Below are 25718 nucleotides of genomic sequence, written 5' to 3' on the forward strand. Positions count from 1 at the left end.
TATTTCAGCACTAAATATTTTTAAGCATTTCTTCTGTCGCTTTATCAATTCCAACGCCAGGTAAAATGAAATTTGAAGCATCAAAACGAGACTGCGTATCACCGATCATACTAACAGCCGTAATCAAGCTTTCAGCTATTGATTGAGCGGAGTTATCACAGCTCACAATATTTTTTGAGAAATCAGACAAATCTCTATTTTCAAATCTATTTACAACTGTTACTAGACCTGCTCTAGGAAACTCGATACATGGATACGCGAATGCAGGAGATATAATACAAGACATACCCAAATTAAATTTATTTAGAAAACTGGGGTAATCAGAAAAGTCGATTTTTCCTAAGTTTTTAATCTTAAAGTCACCATGTAAGACGTCTTCAGACTTCTCGCCTATTCCAACTATTTCCATGCTTTTATATTTCTCAGGCATATGCTCTTTCACATAATCGATAAAAATCCTCAATGCCGCGACTTTAATTTCATATATGTTTTTATCTACTGTAGGTCTAGAATAAAAAACCAGTTTAATATTACTACTTTCCATTCTATCTATGGGTAAAGGGTAAGTATCACAGGGCTCACCATGTAATATTTGGTCTTCACTCCAATCTTTTATAAGACCAAGACTTCTCATATAACCACAAACAAAGACTGAATTGTTAAATATCGGATAGTAGTTATTATCTTCTAAGGTAGACTTAGAGCGAATATACTCACTCCCCCAACGATAAAGCATAGATGGCTCATAGTCTTGGATTACGTAAGCAAATTTACTTGTTTTAAAGTGGTTTAGCTTCCTATATTTTATAAAGTCTTCAGCAGATTCCCAAAAACCAGCAATAAATTTGTCGTCAGTGCTAAATTCCTTGACTTGATTTCGGTATGTAGCTGCACTTACAACTTCTACTTTTCTCTCTACAACACTCGCTTCTAACCCTGTTATTTCTGGTAAGAAAGATAGAAAGTCCTTTTTTAATTCTTCGGTATGAAGACCGTAATTTACTATTCTAATATTTTCTTTCTTCTCAATAAGCTTAGGAAGCATCTTTAAAATGGTATTTAACCCCCCCATCGCCCATTTCTTTTCAATCGTCCAAATACCGATATTTATTGATACCTCTTTATTAAGTTTCTCCTTGAGGGATGCACTAATGATTTCATTATTTCTTAAAACGAGTAAAGACAGAGAAAGGACTCGGTTTACTAATGGGATTTTTCCTATGGGAGTCCTTCTATCCAAGATAGAGAAAAATCGATATAATTTTATTAATGCTGCGTCTGGTAATGATTTGTAAACTAACTTCATCACTAGAAAAACCGGACGCTTTATCATTTTATTTACCATTGTTTTGAACTTTACTATAAGGTTTGCTAGGAAAAATCTTATATAGTGGAACCAAAGAAACTTGAACGCATTATCATAATTTTTAGTCACGAAACAGTCTTTTAAAATACCGTTATTCAACGTGCTAATTTTCTTTCTTATTTCTTTATGATTTTGATTATTAAATTGACCACACATCCCAGTGTTTACTATACGATATTTAACTAAAATATCTGGAACCTTTGATATAGAGTAACCTCTATTTATTGCTCTATTATATAGGTCCCAATCTTCAGCAAAGACTTCTTCATTGTATTTCAGTTTTTTAAATGCTGATGTCTTACCAAATAAAGTACTATGGCATATTCTTGTTGTTTTATAGCTCTCTTTTGTTATTAGTTCTTGTGTATCTTTGAGGTCTAAAGACGCTGCAATAAAATTGAAATGCAATTCTTCCATCGAAGATATATTGGCATAGGCTTCTCCATCATTCTCTTCATCATAAAAACACTGCACTCTTGAACCAAGGAAATCAATCTCTGGTTCACTTTCTATCGCTTGTAACTGAACTGCAAATCGATTGGGTAGTGCTATGTCATCAGCATCCATTCTAGCAATGTAACGCCCTCTGGCCTTCGCTATACCTTTATTCAGACTAGCTGGGAGTTTTAAGTTAATGTCATTGTTTATTATTACAACTCTAGTATCACGCTCTCTAAAAGCCTCTAGAATTTCCAATGAACTGTCAGTTGAGCAGTCGTTAATAATGATAAATTCAAAATTTTCGAAAGTCTGATTTAAAATAGATTCAATAGTATCTTCAATATATTTTTCACCATTATAAACGGACATTACAACTGATATAGCTGGCTCTTGTGGCTGCATAAATAACCTTTATTACTCTATATTTTTGACAATTCAACGAGTTTATTAAAACTGGTATTGTTCTCCACTAGATTGTTGAACGAGTCCACCTCTTCAATCCTACCCCAGTTAACAAGTATCACTTTATCGGATCTACGTATGGTAGATAACCTATGAGCAATAGCTATTATAGTCGTTTTACCTTTTAGATTAGCCAATGCATGAGATATCTCACTCTCACTTATTACATCAAGAGCGGATGTAGCCTCATCTAAGACAATTATTTCTGGCTTATTGTATAAAGCTCTAGCAATTGCTACCCTTTGTTTCTGCCCTCCAGATAAAGCTTTACCTGACTCTCCTAGTTTAAAGTTAAGCCCTTCTGGTTTAGAAAGGAAAAAGTCCAGAAGGTTTACTGTTCGTAATACACTTATTACTCTTTCTTCATCAATTTCAGCCGAGTCACTTCCATAAGCGATATTGTTTTTAACTGACATATCTCCGATAAATGGATTTTGTGGAACATACCCAATCTTCTTTCTAAGGGCTCTAACATCAGAATTTCCGGCTACTTTTTCATCAATTAAGAGATTGCCAGATTTTGGTATAAGTAACCCCATTAAAATATCAACAATTGTTGTTTTCCCAGACCCAGAGTGACCAACAACGCCTACAAATTCGCCTTTATTAATAGTTAAATTTATGTCGAGTAAAACGTCAACATCATTATATGAAAAATATACTTTGTTAAGTGATATAGATTTGGAGAATAAGTATTCTTCGGAATCAACATTCTCGTCAGAGACAGTATCTTGATTTTTGCTTATCTCCGAGAATTCTTTCATTAGAACTCTTACAGATTCCATAGATGCTCGCACTTGAGAATATGAAGTAAGAATTCTATTTATAACAGGTGTAAGACGAAAAGCGATAGCTACAAGTATTGCTAAACCTGCAAAATGATTGGAAGAATCTTCGCTAAAATAAACAGTAGTACATACCAACACAACTATACAAAGAATAATTATGATTTCCGTTAAATATAATGGAATGTATTGTATTAGATTCATTTTCCTTTCATTGTCAGTAACTCTTCTATTGGAAACACTAAACAAATCCGAAAAATATTTTTCTCTCAAGAACATTTTTGTTTCTTTTATCGCTTCAATTCCCTGCTTCAAATTGCTAAGGTTATTTTCTTTAACTCTAACACTATCTTTATTTATTTGGTAATTTGCTGATTTGAGAAACTTCAATTGAATCCAAATAAGAACTCCAAGGCACAAAGAAGTAACAATAGTTGCTTCAAAAAAATTGACAAGCATGTAACCCATAAGACATAAGGCTACAATGCTATAAGAGATTATAAAAAGCACTTGAAGTAAGTAACCGTTTACAGAGGAGCTAACGGTAGAAGTGAGAGTATTAATGATAGCTGTTGAAGCTTGTCTTAGGTGAAACCGATAATTCAACCCCAAATATAGTGACATAAATTTTTCTGAGAGTTCATTTCGCCATCTAGTAACTAAATTAAATTGGAAATACTGAAACGCGAGCATATATATATCTTTGAGGATAAAGCAAGAACCACACAAGAATCCAACTACATATACCATCATGGAATAATCATCAAACCCAAGAGATTCATATATATACATCAAAATCGAACTGTTAGCTACCGAGCTTGGATCCATTGCCACTTGTACAAATGGTAAAATTAACATTATGCCAAAAAGCTCAAGAATACCTGAAAAAAAGGCACCTATAATAATAAGAAAAAAATCAAAAGTTAATTTCCTATCAAATAGTTTGAGAAATTCTAAAGTGAATCTTATCAACTTATTTAATCCTCTTTAGATGTTCTATTATTAAATCTATATCATAATCTGTATTTCTATCTAGATAGTCGTAGCAGCTATCTAAGTCTGATATATTTGATGGGTTATCTCTAAGCAGCATAACCTTAACAAAAGGGTCCTTTGAATCGAGTAGTTCCTTCCAAGCAACAAACTTAATATTTGAATTATCTTTTAAAGAAAAATCACCTAATTTCGCCCAATATTTCCCAAATAGACATTTAATAGCAACCACTTTTTTTAGATATGTATCTTCACTTTGCCAACTTCTTTTTAATAACTCTATTATTCTTGAATACTTATCTTTATAAATCTTAGTGTTATTCAAACTAGACAAAATTCTGGTATGATTTAAATATGAGCCTGATATGAAGCCAGATTTAGTAAGTAGTTTTGTAAGACCTACTTCATAATTCTCAACAATTTTATCTTTACTATCTTCTACCTTAATTGTTCTTAAAAATCCATTAAATATATCAGATAGAAAGACCTCTTTTTTAAATACAAGAAAGTAGCTTTGCAGATGATATGCTATTTGATTGCTATCAGTTATCCCCCAAAAGTCTACAGACTGATGCTTCATCTCATCAAATACTTTTATTAATGGGTAAACAGGACCATAACAACTGTCGTTACAGAAGATTACTTCATCATATTCACTTAAATCATCAATTGATGCTAAGCCGACCTGCCAGCTCATAAAGTCATAACCAACATTTTCTCTTACAATTATCTTTTTTACTATTCGATTAATGGACGTTGGATTACTAATATTACTAACACTGACGAATATAATATCATCTGAAACTTTACTAAGCTCTTCTAGGTAGTGAATCACATAATCATCGACTATATCGTCTCTGTCGTAATGAGCAAAAATAGTGAGTCTTTTCATTATTTAAAGTCTGGGTTTAATTTATAATCCTGTAAAGATGGTTGTAACTTATCCTTACTCGAGACATTAGCAATAGAGACATCCACAAGCCAATCTATAGCTATATCAGTGTCGTTATAAAGTATCCCTCCTTCTGAGTCTGCATGATAAAACTCATCACAAAGATACGTCACTTCAACTTCTTTAGACAACGCAGAGAAGCCATGGGCAAACCCATAGGGTATATACAACCCTTTTTGGTTTTCTTCACTCAATTTGATGGCAAAGTATTCTCCAAAGGTTGGCGAACTAGACCTTAAATCTACAGCAACATCCAGTATTTCACCTTTGATCACTCTAATAAATTTTGCTTGTGGGAAATTTCCACTCTGAAAATGAAGCCCACGTATAGTGCCATAGCTAGACCGCGATTGATTCTGTTGAACAACATTGAATTCAATACCAGAATCTACAAATAAATTTTTATTATAGCTTTCAAAGAAGAAACCTCTCTCATCTTTGAATACTTTAGGCTCAAAAATATAAAGACCTTTAATTTCTGAAACTTCTTTTAACATCTATCCGTCCTTTAAAAAAGCGGCAATTTCTGAAAGGTTATCATTCCAATTATAATATTTGATGCGTTCTTTACTTCTTTCAACTTTAGTTTTTGCACGCCCCCTATCACTCAAAATCTTAACTAATTCAGGGACCATTTCATGAAAAACCGGTGATACATAATACACTTCTTCTTCAGAAAATTTTCTCATGAGCTCTTTATTATAATTAGCGATTAAACATACACCTGCCTGAATCAAATCTAGCTGATGATAGGTAATCGTTGGTGTACTAATAAAGCTTATTCCAAAATGACATTTCGCGTATAATTCTTTAATCTTCGATTCTGAATCCAGATCTCCTAAAACTATACAGTTACTTGGTAACTTACCTTTAATTTTATGTAAATCCTCACCAACAAAGAAAAATCTATAATCATCACCAAGTATTTTTGCAACCTTAGAAATGGCTGTAAAAAGGGATTCAAAGCAATTTCTAGAATGACTAGGTCTTGCATACACAACTACATTTGTACTAACGTCACCACGTCTTTCAAAACGACAGCTAGAAAGTGACTCATTCATCCCTGGAGTATATACATAAGAAGGTTTCTGTGAAATTTTTGAGTAAACCTCTGAAATTGAAAATGAATTTGTCAACCCAGTAAACCCGAAGCGATATGTAGATTCAACTAGTTCAAACATACTACCTCGGTTGTAGAATGTTCGCTCATCATCCTGTAGTAAGTAAAATTTCTTCTTACAGCGGTTAAATTCCAGCAAATCAAAAGCCGTCGTCCAAAAAGTACAAACTCCCAAACTACAACTGGGTACTTTATTCAAGTTTTCAATAATTTCATATCGTAAATTTGGATAGTTTAAATCGAGCTTACTAGCTATTTGACCCAAAGAATTATCTCTAATAACGAAGTAGTTTTGGGTCCCAAAATTGGCACTTAAATATTCTGCTATTTTAAGTATTGTAACAATACCACCAGCCCTATGGTTTCCAACTGATGGTAAAAACCATGCAACACTATCAATTATTTCGAGCTTTACTCTTTTTTCAACAACACTTTTATTCAACACTAGCGATTCGCTTTCAGCTTGGAATAATTCAAACGGTTTTAGTTTCCTACTTGGGAAGAAACATTCCAAAAATTCAGCTATGCTTTTCTTACTAATCATTTATTGTGCTTTGATAATAGCTAAACATTCGTTAAGAGCATCTTGATGATGCCTTATCGATATACCAAATCTGTTTTTTACTTTTCTCTTACTTAGCACAGAGTAGTTAGGGCGTTTTGCCTTTGTAACAAATTCATCACTTAATATCGGTATAACTGAACATTCAAGCTCTAAAACACGCATTATAGTACAAGCTATATCATACCAGCTACATACACCTTCATTGGTAACATGGAATATTTCGCGCTCACCTTTTTCAAGACGCTCTGCTATGATCATCAAAATACCAACCAAATCGGGAACATAGGTTGGACTGCCTACCTGATCATAAACTACATTAACCTCCTTTCTATTTTTGGAGATTCTGATCATTGAACCTATAAAGTCTCGACATTGTTCTGAAAACAGCCAAGCAGTTCTAACAATTGCACATGACTCAGAATGTTTAAGAACCTCTTTCTCGCCCTCCGCCTTTAATCGTCCGTAAACAGAGAGGCCCGCCGTATCATCTTCTTCAATGTAAGGTGTATTTTTTTTACCGTCAAAAACATAGTCTGTGGAAATATGAATTAATTTCATTTCATATTTCTTTGAAAGCTTCGCTAAGTTTTTGGGTCCCGTAACTGTAATGGCATGTCCCCATTCTACATTGTCTTCAATATACTCAGCATTAGCTCCTGCGGCACAATTTATAATCACTTCTATATTTTTATGCTCGATAAGATAGCTTTCTACACTTTCTTCTGATGTGATGTCGAGTTCATCATGTGAAGCGAAATAGAACTTATCTAGATCTGCTGTTTTTCTTATTTCAGTCGCTAATAACCCATTGGCTCCAGTAACTAAGATCATATCATTCCTTATTCTTCCATTATCGCCAAATTGAGGTCATATCAAATTTACTACAAGAGTATTATTTTCTTGCAGCCAATCGATTCAAGTATTGACCATACTCATTCTTCATCATTGGTTCCGCGATTACTGCTAACTCTTCATCCGTTAACCAATTATTCTGCCATGCAATCTCTTCTAAACACGCAACTTTTAAGCCCTGAACGTGTTCAATCGTTTGTACAAAAGAGGATGCCTCATGCAAACTTTCATGAGTACCCGTATCTAACCACGCAAAGCCTCGCCCAAGTAGCTCAACGTTCAAGCTACCATCATTAAGGTACATCTCATTTAGTGTGGTGATTTCTAACTCACCACGAGCAGACGGTTTGACCTGTTTTGCCATTTCCACAACACGATTGTCGTAGAAATACAAACCTGTTACCGCATAATTCGATTTGGGCACCTGGGGCTTTTCTTCGATTGAAACCGCTTTCATCTCGGTATCAAACTCAACCACTCCAAAGCGCTCTGGGTCTTTTACTTGGTAACCAAAAACTGCTGCTTGCCCCTGCTCAGCCAGTTCTCTTGCGTGCTTTAATTGCTGACCAAAGGACTGACCATAGAAAATGTTGTCGCCTAAGACTAAACAAACCGAATCATCACCGATGAATTCTTCACCAATGGTAAAGGCTTGGGCTAAACCATCGGGGCTTGGTTGAATTGCATACTCTAGATTGATACCAAAATCGGAACCGTCGCCGAGCAAACGCTTAAAGCTGGCGTTATCTTCTGGTGTAGTGATGATTAATATGTCTCGAATCCCAGCCAGCATTAACGTCGATATTGGATAAAACACCATCGGTTTGTCATAAATCGGGAGCAACTGTTTAGAGACGCCACGAGTCAGAGGGTAAAGGCGCGTCCCTGAGCCACCTGCTAAAACGATACCTTTCATTTCGAATCTCCTGAACCAAGGCGCTCACGCGCATATGAACCATCAAGCACTCGAGACCACCATTTTTGGTTACTGAGATACCATTCGACCGTCTTTCTAATTCCAGATTCAAAGGTTTCTTCTGGTATCCAGCCAAGTTCACGTTCAATCTTTGACGCATCAATAGCATAACGAACATCGTGACCAGGTCTGTCTTTTACATACGTAATCAAGTCTGAGTAGTTTGCAATACCTTCTGGCTTTTCTGGTACCAGTTCTTCCAGTAATGAGCAAAGTGTTTGCACCACCTCAATATTCGCTTTTTCGTTGTGACCACCGATGTTATACGTTTCCCCTATTTCGCCTTCAGTCGCGACCTTATAAAGTGCGCGAGCGTGGTCTTCAACATAGAGCCAATCACGGATCTGCATACCATCGCCATATACTGGGAGCGGTTTGCCTTCAAGCGCATTGAGGATCATGAGTGGAATTAACTTTTCTGGGAAGTGGTAAGGACCGTAGTTATTAGAGCAATTGGTAACCAGCGTAGGCAGTCCATAGGTGCGTTGCCAAGCCCTAACTAGGTGATCGCTTGATGCTTTTGATGCCGAGTATGGGCTGCTTGGCTCGTAAGATGTGGTTTCTGTAAATAGGTCATCCGTTCCCTCAAGGTCACCATACACTTCATCTGTGGAGATGTGATGGAAACGGAAGCTTTCTTTTTTCGCTGCATCCAATTGGCTGTAATAACTTCTAGATACTTCCAAAAGGTTGTACGTACCAATAATATTAGTTTGAATAAATTCGGATGGTCCATCTATCGAACGGTCAACGTGGGATTCAGCGGCTAAGTGCATAATGATATCTGGCTTGTGCTGCTCAAACACATGTTCTAACGCCGCTTTATCACATATGTCTATTTGCACAAACGTGTAGCGATCAGACGTGTTAACCGTTTCTAAAGATTCTAGATTTCCGGCATAGGTCAACTTATCTAAATTAACCACAGAATTGCTTGTTTTTTCAATAATATGTCTTACTACTGCCGACCCAATAAATCCAGCACCACCGGTTACCAATATCTTCATGCTTCCAACCCGCTTGTGTTTTCACTTCTGTTTAAAATCTCAACTTGCCCATAGAATTCGAGCACGCTACCGCCCTTGGATAACACTTCCAAAATGCGAACAAATCGAGGAAATCGCCTTAAAAAATGTCGGAATTGTAACTGAATTTTGATTGGGGTTCGAGGGTAATCTATATTACTTCTTTCAACTTGATAATTTCCAAACATGTGATAATGCTTGATTCGTATGCTGTGCAATCTATTGGTGGTAACATTCTTCAAATAAAAAATATGCTAATGTTCAATGATTGTTACTTTGTATAACTTCAAATATCACACCGAATCGATTACCATTGCGAGACTACTGTGATTGCACATTAGTTTTTAGGCTAATTAGAATAAAATTTATGAATGATAGTATCAGTGAAACCTTGCAAAGGCGCCAGCAAACAGAGCCACCAATTCAAAAAGATATTGGCTCTCCAACAATAAATATTTCAGGCGGGGACACATCTAAATCAGATAACTGCGTATATGTTTTCTGTCCGGAAAGTGATGCTGTTGGAATAATGACGGTTTTAAAACGGCATTCTCACATACCAGTCTGCTTAAATGACTATTCCATTAGAGACTTTAAAAACAAAACCCTGTGCCATTTCAAAAGTGCGCAACTCTCTCCTGAACAACAAAGTTTTTTGGTCGCTGCAACTGAATTGGGAGCGCAAATAGAGCCTTTAGTGAGCTTCCTAGATCGAGCACTAGGGTACACTGAAACCGAGCTTCTTCATAGTGGGTACTTCTTACACCAAAAAGCATTTTCCATCCTGTCTAGTAGAAAAAATAGCTGGGAAAAAAGAAGTATTGACCTGTTATTTGTATTTCTTCTTGCGTGGGCAGCCATTCCCATAGGCTTATTCACTGCATTACTTATTAAGCTTGAATCCCCGGGTCCAGTCTTCTTCAAACAAAGAAGAACGGGACAGTTTAATGATGAATTCGATGTAATAAAATTCAGATCAATGAGGAATGATGCCGAAAAGGATGGAGCAAAATGGGCTTCACAAAACGACGCCCGTGTTACCCGCGTTGGAAAGTTTATTCGAAGAACTCGTATTGATGAGTTACCTCAACTAATTAATGTCCTTAAAAATGAAATGTCGATGGTCGGCCCACGCCCAGAGCGAGAAATTTTCATTAAAAAGTTGGAAGAGGAAATTCCTTATTATCGTTTTCGCCACGCGGTAAAACCTGGTGTTACTGGTTTAGCTCAGGTTAAGTACCCATACGGGGCATCAGTAGAAGATGCTATATGGAAGCACAAATACGATATTTTTTATATAAAACATCAAAATTGGCGCATGGAGTTAAAAATTTTGCTTCTAACAATTAAAACTGTTTTATTCGGGATGGGTCGTTAAAGAAAAGGTGAGGCAGGGTAAAGTTGCTCTGTAGTATCGCTCTATCTTGTGATAAGTAAAAAAATACGATACTTTCCTATGAATTATACCTTAACAAAAAGTCACAAATTGTCAGCAAAATTGCAGGGCATCCGTATGGGTGGTTGATTTTTAGCCACCTCTATCAATCCCGCCACAAGGGCTTGTTCCAAGAAAGCGGGTTTCATCATGCAGCGTTTCTGTTTCATTGGTGGGTTCCGCTCTGAGTATGTTCGGTATCATGTGCCCGTCATTCCGCAGCCAATTTCAGAATTAAAATAATGTGAACCCAGTGATCGTTTGCAGCTATTAGTGCGATAGACCTCTTGATCGCGCTCCCCAGTTTTGATCTATTACTGCTATTTAACGAACGCTTATTATGTCTACTACTCAACCTATCATTAAACGCCTAGACCACTTAAGGCTAACCGCTGCTTTCTGCCATGAAGTCGGTTTACCAGGTATTATTGGTCGCATCACTCCCAAATACTCGGATCACAACGTATCACATGGCGACGCTGTCTTAGCACTGATTCTGAATGGCCTTGGCTTTCACAGCAGAACGCTGTATATGTTCTCTGACTTCTTCGAGACGAAGCCTGCAACCAAGTTGCTCGCTAAAGACATTGAAGCACACAGTTTAACTGACGATGTACTTGGACGTACATTAGATGCTTTATATGAAATAGATGCGTCCGTACTCTATGAAGCTATAGCAGAGCATGTCGATAATGAGCTTGGACTAAAAACAGACTCTGTCCATCTTGATATTACTAGCTTTTATATCGATGGTTAGTACGCCCAAGGCGAAGATCTTAATGCCATAAAACTGGTAAAAGTCTACAGCCGAGACCAACGTCCAGAACTAAATCAAGTGGTCCTTGAGCTGATTTGTGAAAACCAAGCTGACCTACCTGTTTAATTGCAAGCGCTCAATGGCAACACCAATAATGCTAAGGCATTTTCAGAGGTCACTAAACGACATATTCATTGTCTAAAGGCTGCTCAAAACAGTCGCTACTTCATCGCCGATGCCTCTCAGTACACGGAAGAATGCATTTGTTCACTAGATGAGCAACAGCAGAAGTTTACTACTCGCGTTCCAATGACTATCAAGTCAGCCAAAGAAGCTCTATTGGTCCTTGAGTCGGAGCAGTTAAGCAGTATCGACAATGGCTACTCGGGTTACTGGGTTGATGCTGACTATGGCTCGGTATCTCAGAAGTGGCCGTTGGTTCATAGTGAGCAAGCAATGAGCAACTTCGCCAGCCAGTGTCATTTGCTTAGCTTTGCGCAACCGATCATCGTTAAAGAGCCAATCTACTCAGGTCGCAGTCGGCAGAAGAAAAACACGAAGCCAACGATACCGACTACTCCGATCTAACGATGGTTGCGTTGCTTGAGCATTACAAGTCCCAGCAAAAGGTAAAGCACGATTTTCGCTTCTTGAAAAGCCCAGAGCTCCGAACATCATCAATTTTCCTGAAGAAGCCTCAGCGAATCGAGGCACTGCTAATGATCATGACGCTTAGCCTTCTCGTTTACGCAAGCTTAGAGCACAAAAACCGAAAAAATCTCACCAAGACCAAGGAATTATTTCCTATTACGATAAAAAACAAGACTACAACCATACATACCGACGGCACACTGTATGACGCGGTTTTTTCCTAAATTGGCTGCGGAATCTCGGATAACACAGATTTCTAAACACTACCCGGTTCAGAGCTTGTCGCCAGTTTCTAATCGGTATCGTCCATTTTTTGGAGGCATCTCGGATCGTTAGGTAAATCACCTTTCGAGCGGACTCATCTGTTGGGAACAGCTTACGTTTCTTAATCGCTTTTCTACTAGCACTGTTTAGTAACTCAATAGCCTTAGTCACATAAATCGCTCGACGAATATCCTTTGGGTAGTAAAACAGGGTATTGAGCTTATCCCTATGCGTCGTCCAAGAACGATTGATTTGAGGATAATTACTCCCCCATCGATCAGAGAACTGCTCTAGAGCCAACAGCGACTCATCTTCAGTGATAGATTGATAGATTTTCTTTAGGTCAGTCGTCACCGCCTTGTAGTCCTTCCAAGGAACATATTTCACCGAGTTTCGCATCATATGTACGATACGGAGTTGTATTTGAGTCTCAGAGAATATTGTATTGATAGCATCGGGAAAGCCCTTAAGTCCGTCAACACAAGCGATAAGAATATTATTAATCCCACAATTTTGAAGATCTGTTAGTACATTAAGCCAGAACTTGGCGCCTTTCATTTCCGTAAGCCACATACCAAGCAGTTCTTTCTGCCCTTCCATATTAGCACCCAGTACTAGAAACACCGATTTGTTTATGAGTTGCTTGTCTAGACGTACCTTAACCGCAATGCAATCACAATAGACTATAGGGTAAATTTCGTCGAGAGCTCGTGATTGCCATTCAACGACTTGCTCAAGTACCGAAGCAGTCACCTTCTATATCAGGGTTGGCTATACATCAGCGTCATACATTTCCTTGAAGGTTGAGATGATTTCACGCATGGTCATGCCTTTAGCGCAAAGGCTTAGTATCTTGTCATCCATGGATGGGAATCGGGTTTTGAACCTGCGAACTAGTTAGGAGTCAAAACTGGCTTCACGGTCACAAGAAACGTCGATATCAACCTCTCCATCGTCGGTAATGATTGACTTGCCCGAGTAGCCATTGCGGAATTGCTTCTAGTTCTAGGTTGATATTTTTGATAACTAAGGTGCTCATCATGTTCAACGTTTAACGCCTTCTCAACGGATACCTTGGTAAACATTTTAAGATCAGACTCTGTCTTAATTGACTTCGCTGCTTCACCAGTGAACGCTTCAAGTGCTTTATTGTCCATCCATAGACTTTAAGGTTTCAGTTTAGACAGTTGCACAGAATTCAGGACATTCTCTAGAAAAAATGAAGTTAATGAGCTATATTTTATAAAGTCAAAACAATCTAGACATATACTCTTACCAATTTTGCAGCACCCATTAAGTTATATTTACCTAAAGAACCTGACAGGAAAACTGACTCTCCTTTAGAAATCAAAACCTCATCACCATCAAAAAAAACCCTACTTCTGCCTTCCAAACATAGTAAGATTTCCGCTTTCTTCGAATTAATCTCAACACTAGCTTGTACATGTATAACTTCAAAACAAAAGTCATTGACAGGTACGGGGTACCTAAGAACCTCACCCATTTTAATAGGGCTTACTTTAATATTATCTCTTTGAGTTGAAATAAAATTTGTATTCGATATTAACTCTGGAATGTCAATATATTTCGATGTCAATCCGGCCCGAAGAACATTATCTGAATTAGCCATAACTTCAACACCAACACCTTGGACATAAGAGTGAGGAGTTTTTGCATTTAAAAACATAGCTTCGCCTGGCTCTAACCTTATAATATTAAGGAATAATGGTGAAAAAACCCCTATATCAGTTTTATATAGAGATATAAGCTTTTTAGCTAAAGACATAGCCTCCCTAATATCAACATTGTCCCAACTCCTTCCAGTTAAAGTATCAAGTTCTTTTATCACTTGATATTTTATTTTATTTTCTAACGAAAGTAAGCCAACAAAGAAATCATGTAGCACTACTTCCTCTGATTCATCATTCATTAACTTTGATATTAAAGGAGACAATTTTTCTATCTCTAAGGCAGAGAAAATTCGGAAAATCTCAGCAGGAGAGCGAAAACCATTCATAGAAAGGTATGGACTAATCGCATAAATCAACTCTGGCTTATGATTAGAATCCTTATAATTTCTCGTTGGAGAACTAAGAGACAAACCTTGTTCATTCTCTCTTTCAAAACCTAATATTGCAGATTCCTTATCTGGATGAACTTGTATAGAAAGCGGGGCTTGTGCCGCTAATATCTTCATAAGGAATGGAAGCTCGTTAGAACACTTGATATTCTTTGAGCTTTCGCTAATTAACTCACTTAATAAAATTATTTTTCCATTACGTAATGAGACTTTTGACCCCCCATTAGGATGAGTCCCCATCCATAACTCAGCTTGCGGTAAAGCTTGCTCGTTAGGTATATTATATAACTCATTAAAAGCGGTTTTACTTCCCCAATCAAAGTTTTTAACAGTATTTATTAGTTTATAAATCATATTAACTTTATATATCCCAAAAAACCAAGAGTAAAAACCAAGCTAGCAATAAAAAATCAAAGTTTACTATATAATTCCCTATAGTATAATTTTGAGTTGTTTATGTCGAAATATTTTGCGGCACGTAATGAGTTCCCTTTAATTTCGGCATAGTTTTCTATAATGTGCTCAATCGCTTTTCTTATGTTATAAACATCATTTAAAACTAAAACCCCATTATCTTTGATAATTTCACTGCATCCACCAACATCACTAATAACAATTGGAACACCAGCAGAGGCGGCTTCCAAAGCAGACATTGGCATTCCTTCACTATCTGAAATTAAAGCAAACAGGTCATAATTACAGAAGCTATCGAAACCTCCAACTTCTCCTAAAAAATTCACATTGTCGTAACGAGGAAGCTGACATTTTAAATCACCAGCACCAACTATATCCAACTTAACATTATCCATTCCTTTTACTGCTTCAATAAGAAGCTCAGGTCTTTTAGGCTTAGTTAACCTTCCCAAGAAAATTATTCTCAAGCATTTTTCAGTTTTGGTGTTTTTACTTTTAACTTTAGGATAAACACTATTCCTAATATAATGAAGTTTATTTTCTTTAATTCCAATTATATTTTCTGCATCTTCTCTATCTTTTTTTGAAACACACATAACACCGCATCTGTAAATAGCGAAAGTATTCTTTCCAAAATTATAAATGCTTTCTTAAGTTTCCCACCATTATATATACAAGACCATCCATGAGAAACATAGACAACCTTTAATTCTTTATGAAATGGCTTAATTAATCTAGCATATACCCCTGCATTAGCAGAGCTAGCAACGATTAAGTTAATATTGTTTTCCTTTAAAAATTTTAAAATTTCCATGACATTAGAAATTTTAAACCCCTTATCTAAACCTGGTAGAAAAAGAGTTTTTTTTACATTTATCTCTTGAGACAACCACCCAGGTTTGTTAGTGATTAAGAATGATGATACTTCTTTTTCAAATAAGGAAATCTGATCTTTTACCCAAGTTTGCGCCCCACCAACCTCAGATTTTGATATTATATACGCCACGTTCATAATAAATTTACTTATACACCATTAAAAATTCATTTCTTAGATAACACATCTAGTATTTTTTCAACTAAAAATTCTGCATTGATCATACTGCCAGCCTCACAATAACAGCGAAGTTCAGAAGCATTACCAGAAGGGCGTAAATGAATAATCGTACCATTAGAAAGCTCTAATCTTAAACCATCTGTGTTATCAATATGGACAGCATTAAGCTCTGAGAAACCCAGAGAATCTAATAACTGTTTAGTATTTTGACGACCGCTTTTCAATATCGATAAGCTCTTTTCTGTCGCAAAATTCTGAATACGATCACTATACGTAAAGCGCTGTGGTAATTTACTTACCAAGCTTTTGATCGATGATTTTTTCGCTAAAGAAAGCAACATTAGCGCAGGTAGAACAGCGTCTCGGGTTGGCAAAGCTTTTAAAGATTTTCCATTCACCGATACATCACTTCCTAGCAAGTATCCCCCGTTAGCTTCAAATCCTGCAATTCTTTTATAAACTTTTGCTAATTCTGAAAACTCTGCAATAACGTAAGGCGAGCCAATTCGGGTTTTAGAAACAACTTCGAATTCGGGTGATTCAGCGATAATCGTGTTGCAACTAACAGGCACAGCCAACGCTTCAATTTGAAGCGCTTGCGAACAAAGCAAACCTAGGATATCACCTCTCAACCATTCACCGCTCTCATCTGTAACTAAAGGGCGATCACCATCTCCATCGGTCGAAAAAATAAAATCTAAATTATATTGTTTGGACCAAAAACGTGCCTTTTCTTTGTCAGATTCAGCGACAGCTTCGGTATCAATTGGAACAAACTCATCAGTACGCTCCAATGAAATGACTTCAGCCCCAAGCGATTCAAAGAGTCCTTGGTAAATATCTCTCCCGGCACTTGAATGTTCATAAATACCAATACGCTTTCCTGCCAGTAAATCTGCATCAAACAGGTCGGTATAACGTGTTAGGTAAAGCTCAACCGCTCGGAAATTAACCGTTAACTCAGGCAGATCATTGATAGTACTAAAGCCTACCCTCTCGGTTAAGATTGCTTGTTCATCTGCTTTAGTGATCTCTCCATCTGGGCGATAAAACTTAATTCCATTGCGATCAAATGGGATATGAGATCCAGTCACCATGATGCAAGGCATATTATCTTGCATTGCGGTAAAAGCCAGAGCAGGAGTGGGTACAACACCATAGTAAATAGCATCTACACCTGCATCAGTAAGCGCTTGAATTACTGCTTTTGCCATTACTGGGCTGCTAGGGCGGTTGTCGATTGCCACAGCCATTTGATTGAAAGTAAAATTGCTACGCATTGATGCCACAAATGCGTGAGTAAAAGCAGCACAGACGTCCGATGTAAACTTAGTGACGAGCCCTCGCGCACCACTAGTACCAAACTGAACACCAGAAGCATCAAGCACTTCACTACTGATTAATTTTGTCACCATAATTTCCTATCTCAATAAGTAGTTAGTAGTCGCCGCCAAACTTAGATGCTTGCTCATCAAAGCGAACAATATCGTCTTCTTCTAAGTACGATCCAGAACGAACTTCAATTAGCTCCAAGGGCACTTGTCCTGGATTTTCTACGGAGTGCGGAGTCCCCAGTGGAATATAAGTTGACTGGTTTTCAGTAAGTAGGAAAGTTTCATCACCTTTTGTCACTTTAGCCGTACCTGACACGACAACCCAATGCTCAGCTCTATGATAATGCATCTGAAGAGCCGTTTTCTCTTTTGGCTTAACTAACACTTGCTTCACATGGTAACGCTCACCTTCAGATACCGTCTCATGGGACCCCCATGGGCGATATACCTCTTGATGCTGCTGACACTCTGCTCGGTTTTGTTGTTTTAGCTGATTTACAATCGACTTTACATCTTGGACCTTGTCTTTATCAGCAACTAGCACCGCATCTTTTGTTTCTACAACGATCAGGTTTTCGACACCAACGGTAGCAACAAGTTTATCTTGTGAATAAATATAACTATTATGAGTCTGCTCAGTTAACACATCACCGCGAGTTGCATTGCCCTTTGCATCTTTATCATTTACGCCCCATAATGCAGACCAAGAACCAACATCACTCCAATTAGCGTCCATTGGAACAACAACAGCTTTTTCTGTTTTTTCCATTACCGCGAAATCGATTGATTCGTCAGGGATCTGTGAGAACAGTTCAGATGACATACGAATAAAGTCTAGATCGTCAAAATGACTATCGTACGCATTTTCACATGCTTTCAAGATATCTGGCCTGAACTTTGCTAGCTCTTCAAGATAGGTAGATGCTTTGAATAAGAACATACCGCTATTCCACAAGTAACTACCATCCTCTAGATATTGCTTTGCAGTTTCGAGGGCAGGCTTTTCAACAAAGCTGTCAACACTAAAGCCTCGACTCTCATCCCCAGCAGTAACCGTAGCACCGGTTTTAATGTAGCCATAACCTGTTTCGGGTGCATTCGCTTTGATACCAAAAGTGACCATATCACCACGTTGTGCGTACGGAATAGCAGCTTGCACCGATTGATGGAAAGATTGAGTATCTTTAATTACATGATCAGCTGCAAGAACTAACATCAAAGCATCTTCACATGAAGTTTGATTTTCAGATAGGGTAAATTTTGCTGCTAAAGTAATAGCGGGAGCAGTATTACGCCCTACTGGTTCCAATAGTATTCCGCTATGATTGCCATTAACACGGCGAAGTTGTTCAGCAACTAGGAATCGATGTTCTTCATTGCAGATCACAAACGGCGCATTGTGTTCTAGACCAACCATGCGGCTCAACGTTTGCTGAAGCATGGTTTGCTCACCAGTTACTGCAAGAAATTGTTTAGGATATTTTGAACGAGATAGAGGCCATAAACGACTGCCTGAACCGCCGGCCATAATTACAGGAATAAGCATAGTCAACTCGTTGTTTTTAATTAGGTGATAGTTTTAGTTATTTTTTGAAAATACCATTTAGTATGAATATGTACTTTATCACTGGTCAATAATTCATCTTGATTACACCAACGGTAACGAGAATGCTGTACATCCATGGGTAAGTTCAATTCAGAGCGAATGACAATGAGCTTGTAGGCAATCGCGACATAATGAGTCGTAAACTCATTGCCAAATACATTGTCATCATAGAGGTGTGTATAAGGTCCCATCAGTGTTGCTTGAGAGAGCTTAAACTCATGCCCAAGCTCCTCCAAAGTTAAACGAGCAAAGGCATCTTCAAGCTTTTCATCTTTAAGAATACGACCACCAGGAACGAACCAGAAACCTTGAGCTGGTCGATTTAAACGCTCTCCAAGTAAAACTTGACCACTTTCGTCCTCAATAACTAAGTCAATTGAAACTAATGGCGTACTTTCAATCACTTGAGAAAAACGTTGTTTGCTTAAAAACATGTGCTTTGTTTACCCCCTTATATTAGCTCTACCCTAGGTACTTTAACCGCGATAATTTTCTTGATTCTCTAGGAACCACTGGTAAGTCATAGTTAAACCATCTTCTAGGCTCGTCTTCGCTTTCCAGCCCAGACTCTTTAAACGAGATACATCCATTAACTTACGAGGGGTTCCGTCTGGTTTCGTAGTGTCAAATTCAATATCACCTTCAAAACCAACCACTTTTGCCACAGTTTCAACAAGTTCACGAATAGTACAATCCACACCTGTACCGACGTTTATGTGACTAAGCATTTCTTGCGTATTTTCTAAATACACTTCTTGAGCAAGATTCATTACATAAATCGAAGCTGCCGCCATATCATCCACATGTAAAAACTCTCGCATAGGTTTACCGCTACCCCACGCAACAACTTTACTGTCACCATTCAATTTCGCTTCGTGGAAGCGACGCAACAACGCGGGAATAACGTGAGAATTTTGAGGATGAAAATTATCATTTTTACCATACAAATTAGTTGGCATTACCGAGCGATAGTTGCGACCATATTGGCGATTATAAGACTCGCACATTTTGATACCTGCGATCTTAGCAATTGCGTAAGGCTCATTGGTTTCTTCCAAAGTTCCAGTCAATAAAGAGTCTTCGCGCATCGGTTGCTGTGCAAACTTTGGATAAATACAAGATGAACCCAAGAACAGTAGATCTTGAACACCATAAAGATGTGCAGAGTGGATAATATTGTTTTGAATCGTCAAATTTTGGTAAATAAACTCAGCTGGGTACGTATTGTTAGCAACAATCCCGCCGACTTTCGCAGCCGCAAGGTAAACTTGATCAATATGGTGAGTCGCAAAAAACTCCTCGACGGCTAGTGCATCCAACAAGTTAAGCTCACTACGATCTTTCGTAATAATTTCTACTGAGCAATCTTTAGATAATTGACGAACAATAGCAGACCCAACCATTCCCTTATGGCCAGCTACAAATACTCTTTTCATACTAGTACCGATAATATAAATAGAAAAAGCAGAGCCTGAAATGAGGAACTCTGCAATATAAACGAATCAGTATTACTGAATAATTAGCTTTCTAGTGAGATCGCAACGTCAAAACCGTGCTCTTTGAGAACTGCGTGTTGTTTTGCCTTATCGATATCAGACGCAACCATTTCTGCACACATTTCTTCCACAGTGATCTCTGGAGTCCAGCCAAGCTTGGCTTTCGCTTTACTTGGGTCACCAAGTAGCGTCTCGACTTCCGCTGGACGGAAGAAGCGAGGGTTTACTTTTACAATGACATCGCCAACTTTCACTTTTGGTGCCTTTTCTGCATCAATAGCAACCACAGTAGCGATTTCATCAATACCTTCGCCGGAAAATTCAAGTTCGATCCCCGCTTCCTTCGCTGACAAGCGAACAAACTCGCGCACAGAGATCTGTTTACCAGTAGCAATAACAAAATCTTCAGCCTGATCTTGTTGGAGCATCATCCATTGCATTCGAACGTAATCCTTAGCATGCCCCCAGTCACGCAACGCATCCATGTTGCCAAGTTCTAGGCAAGATTCTAGACCTTGAGAAATGTTAGCGATCGCTCGAGTAATCTTACGAGTTACAAAGGTTTCACCGCGACGTGGTGACTCGTGGTTAAACAAAATACCATTACATGCGTACATACCGTAAGATTCACGATAGTTAACCACAATCCAGTATGCATACATTTTAGCTACAGCGTATGGAGAGCGCGGATAAAAAGGCGTTGTTTCACGCTGAGGAATTTCACGAACCTCTCCGTAAAGCTCTGAAGTAGACGCTTGATAAAAACGGGTTTTCTTTTCTAGACCATTTATACGAATCGCTTCAAGAAGACGAAGAGTACCCATGCCATCTACATCGGCAACATATTCTGGTGATTCAAAAGAAACCGCCACGTGCGACATTGCGCCTAAGTTATAGATTTCATCAGGTTGAATTTCTTTAACCAATCGAATTAGGTTTGAAGAATCCGTTAGGTCGCCATAGTGCAGTTTAATATTTGCTCCATCATTTACTAGCATATCGATACGTTCTGTATTATATGATGATGCTCGACGAATAAGCCCATGAACCTCATAGCCTTTTGCAACTAAAAGTTCAGCTAAATAAGAGCCGTCTTGACCTGTAATTCCTGTAATAAATGCAACGTTCATATGATAAGAAACCTTTACCTTATTAAATTTTATTTTTAGACAAAAAAATACGCTTAGAGAGAAAGTACAATGAAGATATTAGAAAACGAAGATTTCCTTTATGAACAAACTCCCTAAAGAAATAACTAGAAACACATGAGTAAGATAATGAGTTACCTTTAGATTGGGCGCTATGAACTCTATATTTCAACAAAGGAACGTCTAAGTTATGAAAACAAGCCCCAGACGAAATCAATCTAATCCATAAGTCATAATCCTGAGCGTACATCCCTCCTAAATAACCATTATTGTTAAGGATTATATCTCTTTTAATCATAACTGAAGGATGACAAATAGGGTTACTTTTCAGTAATTTATTGGCAATATCTCGATGATTTACTGGATATTCCAAAACGCCTTTAGTTTCACCTTTCTCATCTATAATTTCCACAAAACTACCTAAAACATCAATAGAAGGGTTTGCCTCTAGAAAACCAACTTGTTTTTCTAATCTTTCTGGTATGCAAATATCATCAGAATCGATTCGAGCGACATACTTTCCATTGGCTTTAGATAAAGCAAGATTGAGGTTATAGTTAAGTTGGACAATATTACTTTCGAATACTCTTATGCGACAATCATCATATTCATAAATGATATTTGCAGTATTATCACTAACCCCGTTAAGTACAATTAAAATTTCAAAATCTTCAAAAGTTTGGTTAAGTAAACTATCAACAGTCTCTTTTATAGTACTTTGAGCATTAGACGTACATAATATAAAACTAACTAACTTATCCATTTGTACTTTCCTGCTCTACATCTATGAGTCTTGCTACTTCGCTGATAAATTCATTTTGATTTTTTGATTCAGAGTGAAAATCTAGACAATATTCATAGCCAGTATCCGATAGTTTTTTTAAATATTCCTCATCAATCATTAGTCTGTCTAAAACTCTGCGTAACCCTTCATAGTTATCATAAACAACTCCTCCTTTATATTCAGATATACACCCGGTATTTCTTGCTACAAACGGAGTTCCTTTAGAGAGCGACTCAATCAAACTTATGGGTTGGCACTCAGATTTTGAAGACAGCGCAACAATGGAGGCTTGTGAGACAATATCTATAATTTCCTCATGTTTAATACCCACTTTAAACAGTACTTTCTTATCTGTATTCTTGAGAGTATTTTTCATTATTCTTAAATATTCATTATCTTCTTTACCAATTAATATTAAAGAAAATTCATCTAAGTTACTTTCCAGGAAAGCATTTAAAATTTCTTTCTCATTCTTCAATGAGGTAAAAGCCCCAACATGAACAATTTGTTTTTTTCTTGGAAAAGATAGCTTGTTTTTAAAAAAATGGTCAGGGACTGTATTACCAATTGTCACTTTTCGACATTTATTGGTTACGATTGAATCGTAAATAAGATTATCTTCAAATCGATCTGTATCTTTCTTATCTGACAATACCACCAACAAATCAATTTCTTTTATATTTTTCTTAATGAAGTGGTTATAAAAAAACCACCTCATAGAATATATTCTTGATTTGAAGTTATGTTTTACTCTTCTTGCTGTTCCATGTGACATGATGCATGTTTTAATTTCCTTATTGTTCTTTGATACTTTGTATAATAATTTTATGCACCATGTATGCCAGCAATATGCAATTAAAAGATCAGGGTTTTCATCTGAAATAATACAATGAAGTGCTCTTGCTTTATCTTCCGGTATAATGGTAACTTTCTCACCAAATAAGCTAACACTCCCAGCTTTATCTGTATAGACAGTTACATCATATCCTGTTTTAATAAGAGACTTAACATTATTTGAACATGCAAACCCGACGCCATTATTTTTCAAATAGTTAGGGGTGAGAACGATAACCTTTTTCATTATTTTTTCCAATGAATTTCTTTATTTAACCATGCAATAACGTCGACAAATTTAAGATATTCTGCATACAAAGCAATCACGCCAATATTACCTTGATTACTATACTCTTCACAAAAAACTAAACTGTCTATATACTGATGATTTTTAGCACTAAAGATCATAGTATTATATTCAAGTGCATCAAGGTTTTTCATATTATCATATGTGGAAAAATCACGATCTGCCATTATAATATTTACATTCTCGAAGTTAACTCTCTTAGATCTATCCAACCATTTCTTACGTGCTAATTCAAATGAGTCATAATGCAAAAAGTGAATTTCTATATCCCCAGCAATTAATCCGATCGGATAATCATTCCGACCATTCCATTTACTTATATGTATTTCCTCTATATCTTGACTTAAATAAAATTTCAAATTACTACATAATTTAAAGAAGTCTTCACCAAAGATAAAAAGACCAATAGTAGGTGTATTAAATGGGAGAGATAGATCTTTGTAAATAGCCCCCCCAATACAATTTTGGGAAATTATAGTAAAGTTTTTATCTTCGACACGACTTAAATTAAGCTCTTTTATCCTAAGCCGATGCAAAATTTCATTTCTTATTCTTTTGACTATTCTCATGAACATAGTTAATTATCCATCAATATCCAAGAATCTAAGTAGTGATTAGACTCTCTATTATTATAATAATGTTTCGGGCAATAAACCACTGCATCACTTAACAAAGTACGCCCATTGACTAAACGTACTATTGGCAATGCAAATTTCGTGCGCTTTACTAATTAGAAAAACATCCAAATAAGCTAAAGAACCTATATTATGTTCTATATAAACAGTATCTTCAGGGAAAATTTTTGAACTTCGACACCATGCAGTATCATTTGAAAATACATATATTTTATTCGCACTGCTATGGTTAATAACTGACTGATAATATTGAGAAGAACACTGTGAAAAATAACTATTTTCAGGAAGAGAATAATCTCCTTTCCGAACATGTATGCATAACGAATGATTATCACTAATTTCTCTTGTAATATCGAGGTTTACCTGATCAATCTTATCCGGGTTTATCTTAATCTTTTTAGCTATATTTTTTGCTTGTTCAACATTTTGAAAATATCCATATTTTATGTCGATAATTCCATTATTTTCATCATCATATAACAAAAACAATCTACTACCTGATATCGCTTTCAACACTTTGTGTAATATGACTAAAACAAAGGTCAAATAACTAAATTTTGTTTTAATGCATTTCCCCTCAAAAAGAAAGTTGCCCAATTCGTAATTTACAGGTCTTTGCTTAAGAACATACTTTTGAAACCAAGTAGATTGTACTATTGACACATCAACCTCTTTTGCACCAATAGAACTGTACGCCTCTGATAACTGAAAAAGCTGGTTTCCTAACCCCCCATTAAGAATTACTCTCATTTTTCCTTCCTTTAAAATAAATACACGATGTAATCAAGTAACATAAAGAAGCTGCTGATATTACAAACTCAACCTTCACCGTTAAATAATAAGTTGCAATTACAACAAGTAATGTAATAGTGTTTAATACAGATTGAAGATTAAAGTTACCTTGAACATTCATCACAACGCTAAAAATATCTTTTACTTGCATAGTCAAATAAAGAAAAACCATAAATATCAGATAACTCGGTTCAATAAACTTTCCGCTATAAACTTCAACAATAAAAGGTGAAATATAATATATTAACATAGACCAAGTTATAACTGTAATAACTAACAAAAAATCAATATGATTACTATTTTGACTATCTTTACTATATGACATCCATAAAATAGGAGCAATTGATGAAAACAACTGAAGGGGGAAGAATATAAATCTTTGATATAGGTTTAATTCACCGTAGTTTTGATAACCTAGCAGCTTGACCAAAGTAAAATTAAATACAATCATTAACGCTACTGAAGAACATTGAGCAAGAAGACAATTCACATCTCTCTTATCAACTATTTCGAACACTTTAGTACTAACATTAGACTTCATACTGTTAACAAATATTTTGAAACTTTTATACGGAGCATAATACATCGAA

The 25718-nt window shown here is 36.8% G+C and carries 22 protein-coding genes and 2 pseudogenes; 2 read left to right on the forward strand and 22 right to left on the reverse strand.

Annotated features, from left to right (window positions below; genetic code table 11):
- Window positions 1-10 precede the first annotated feature (10 nt).
- From LDO37_RS17235 to rfbB, 8 genes are all read right to left on the reverse strand, one after another.
- The gene (locus LDO37_RS17235; protein ID WP_224055268.1) at window positions 11-2209 is read right to left on the reverse strand and encodes a glycosyltransferase family 2 protein; all 2199 of its coding nucleotides are present in this window, start codon (window positions 2207-2209) and stop codon (window positions 11-13) included.
- A gap of 17 nt (window positions 2210-2226) precedes the next feature.
- Window positions 2227-4026, reverse strand: a complete 1800-nt coding sequence (locus tag LDO37_RS17240; RefSeq protein WP_224056034.1) for an ABC transporter ATP-binding protein — start codon at window positions 4024-4026, stop codon at window positions 2227-2229.
- Window position 4027: 1 nt separating this feature from the next.
- Window positions 4028-4939 (reverse strand): rhamnan synthesis F family protein, encoded by a 912-nt coding sequence (locus LDO37_RS17245; RefSeq protein WP_224055270.1) that lies wholly within the window; start codon window positions 4937-4939, stop codon window positions 4028-4030.
- Window positions 4939-5496 (reverse strand): dTDP-4-dehydrorhamnose 3,5-epimerase, encoded by a 558-nt coding sequence (rfbC, locus tag LDO37_RS17250; RefSeq protein ID WP_224055271.1) that lies wholly within the window; start codon window positions 5494-5496, stop codon window positions 4939-4941. Before rfbC ends, LDO37_RS17245 begins: the two co-directional genes overlap by 1 nt.
- Window positions 5497-6663, reverse strand: coding sequence for a rhamnosyltransferase WsaF family glycosyltransferase (locus LDO37_RS17255; RefSeq protein WP_224055272.1), 1167 nt, complete (start codon window positions 6661-6663; stop codon window positions 5497-5499).
- Window positions 6664-7515, reverse strand: a complete 852-nt coding sequence (gene rfbD, locus LDO37_RS17260; RefSeq protein WP_126606696.1) for a dTDP-4-dehydrorhamnose reductase — start codon at window positions 7513-7515, stop codon at window positions 6664-6666. It lies immediately after the preceding gene.
- A 61-nt stretch (window positions 7516-7576) separates the two neighbouring features.
- Complete coding sequence (gene rfbA, locus LDO37_RS17265; protein WP_126606695.1) at window positions 7577-8452, reverse strand: glucose-1-phosphate thymidylyltransferase RfbA; 876 nt, start codon at window positions 8450-8452, stop codon at window positions 7577-7579.
- Window positions 8449-9519 (reverse strand): dTDP-glucose 4,6-dehydratase, encoded by a 1071-nt coding sequence (gene rfbB, locus LDO37_RS17270; protein ID WP_126606694.1) that lies wholly within the window; start codon window positions 9517-9519, stop codon window positions 8449-8451. Before rfbB ends, rfbA begins: the two co-directional genes overlap by 4 nt.
- 385 nt (window positions 9520-9904) lie before the next feature.
- Here rfbB and LDO37_RS17275 point away from each other — a divergent pair, with 385 nt between their 5' ends.
- Both LDO37_RS17275 and LDO37_RS17280 read left to right on the forward strand, forming a co-directional pair.
- Window positions 9905-10915 (forward strand): sugar transferase, encoded by a 1011-nt coding sequence (locus LDO37_RS17275; RefSeq protein ID WP_126606693.1) that lies wholly within the window; start codon window positions 9905-9907, stop codon window positions 10913-10915.
- 397 nt (window positions 10916-11312) lie between these two features.
- A pseudogene (locus tag LDO37_RS17280) lies at window positions 11313-12562 on the forward strand (IS1634 family transposase); the annotation flags it as partial.
- On the opposite strand, the pseudogene LDO37_RS17285 reads toward LDO37_RS17280, so the two are convergent.
- The 14 genes and pseudogenes from LDO37_RS17285 to LDO37_RS17350 all read right to left on the reverse strand — a co-directional run bounded on the left by LDO37_RS17285 (window position 12555) and on the right by LDO37_RS17350 (window position 25669).
- Window positions 12555-13801 (reverse strand): annotated as a pseudogene (locus LDO37_RS17285) (IS256 family transposase). The pseudogenes LDO37_RS17280 and LDO37_RS17285 overlap by 8 nt on opposite strands.
- Before the next feature lie 101 nt (window positions 13802-13902).
- Window positions 13903-15078 (reverse strand): mannose-6-phosphate isomerase, class I, encoded by a 1176-nt coding sequence (gene manA / locus LDO37_RS17290; protein WP_224055273.1) that lies wholly within the window; start codon window positions 15076-15078, stop codon window positions 13903-13905.
- A gap of 56 nt (window positions 15079-15134) precedes the next feature.
- Window positions 15135-15734, reverse strand: coding sequence for a glycosyltransferase (locus LDO37_RS17295; protein ID WP_224056035.1), 600 nt, complete (start codon window positions 15732-15734; stop codon window positions 15135-15137).
- Complete coding sequence (locus tag LDO37_RS17300) at window positions 15692-16150, reverse strand: glycosyltransferase (protein ID WP_224056036.1); 459 nt, start codon at window positions 16148-16150, stop codon at window positions 15692-15694. The genes LDO37_RS17295 and LDO37_RS17300 overlap by 43 nt, the downstream gene beginning before the upstream one ends.
- Before the next feature lie 29 nt (window positions 16151-16179).
- Window positions 16180-17607, reverse strand: a complete 1428-nt coding sequence (locus tag LDO37_RS17305) for a phosphomannomutase (RefSeq protein WP_126609722.1) — start codon at window positions 17605-17607, stop codon at window positions 16180-16182.
- Window positions 17608-17629: 22 nt separating this feature from the next.
- Window positions 17630-19072 carry a mannose-1-phosphate guanylyltransferase/mannose-6-phosphate isomerase gene (locus LDO37_RS17310; protein ID WP_126609723.1) on the reverse strand — a complete coding sequence of 481 codons (1443 nt, stop codon included), beginning with the start codon at window positions 19070-19072 and terminating at the stop codon, window positions 17630-17632.
- A gap of 20 nt (window positions 19073-19092) precedes the next feature.
- Window positions 19093-19566 carry a GDP-mannose mannosyl hydrolase gene (locus tag LDO37_RS17315; protein WP_126609724.1) on the reverse strand — a complete coding sequence of 158 codons (474 nt, stop codon included), beginning with the start codon at window positions 19564-19566 and terminating at the stop codon, window positions 19093-19095.
- Window positions 19567-19608: 42 nt separating this feature from the next.
- Window positions 19609-20568, reverse strand: a complete 960-nt coding sequence (gene fcl, locus LDO37_RS17320) for a GDP-L-fucose synthase (RefSeq protein WP_126609725.1) — start codon at window positions 20566-20568, stop codon at window positions 19609-19611.
- 83 nt (window positions 20569-20651) lie between these two features.
- Window positions 20652-21758 (reverse strand): GDP-mannose 4,6-dehydratase, encoded by a 1107-nt coding sequence (gene gmd, locus LDO37_RS17325; protein WP_126609726.1) that lies wholly within the window; start codon window positions 21756-21758, stop codon window positions 20652-20654.
- Between the two features lie 22 nt (window positions 21759-21780).
- The gene (locus LDO37_RS17330) at window positions 21781-22539 is read right to left on the reverse strand and encodes a glycosyltransferase (RefSeq protein ID WP_224055275.1); all 759 of its coding nucleotides are present in this window, start codon (window positions 22537-22539) and stop codon (window positions 21781-21783) included.
- Window positions 22532-23641, reverse strand: a complete 1110-nt coding sequence (locus LDO37_RS17335; protein WP_224055276.1) for a glycosyltransferase family 4 protein — start codon at window positions 23639-23641, stop codon at window positions 22532-22534. The genes LDO37_RS17330 and LDO37_RS17335 overlap by 8 nt, the downstream gene beginning before the upstream one ends.
- Entirely contained in the window at window positions 23641-24276 is a 636-nt protein-coding gene (locus LDO37_RS17340; protein ID WP_224055277.1) for a DUF1919 domain-containing protein, read from the reverse strand. Before LDO37_RS17340 ends, LDO37_RS17335 begins: the two co-directional genes overlap by 1 nt.
- Window positions 24277-24363: 87 nt before the next feature.
- Window positions 24364-25086 (reverse strand): alpha-1,2-fucosyltransferase, encoded by a 723-nt coding sequence (locus LDO37_RS17345; RefSeq protein ID WP_224056037.1) that lies wholly within the window; start codon window positions 25084-25086, stop codon window positions 24364-24366.
- Window positions 25070-25669, reverse strand: coding sequence for a hypothetical protein (locus LDO37_RS17350; protein ID WP_224055279.1), 600 nt, complete (start codon window positions 25667-25669; stop codon window positions 25070-25072). The genes LDO37_RS17345 and LDO37_RS17350 overlap by 17 nt, the downstream gene beginning before the upstream one ends.
- Between the last annotated feature and the right edge of the window lie 49 nt (window positions 25670-25718).

Source organism: Vibrio penaeicida (genome assembly GCF_019977755.1).
Lineage (GTDB): Bacteria > Pseudomonadota > Gammaproteobacteria > Enterobacterales > Vibrionaceae > Vibrio > Vibrio penaeicida.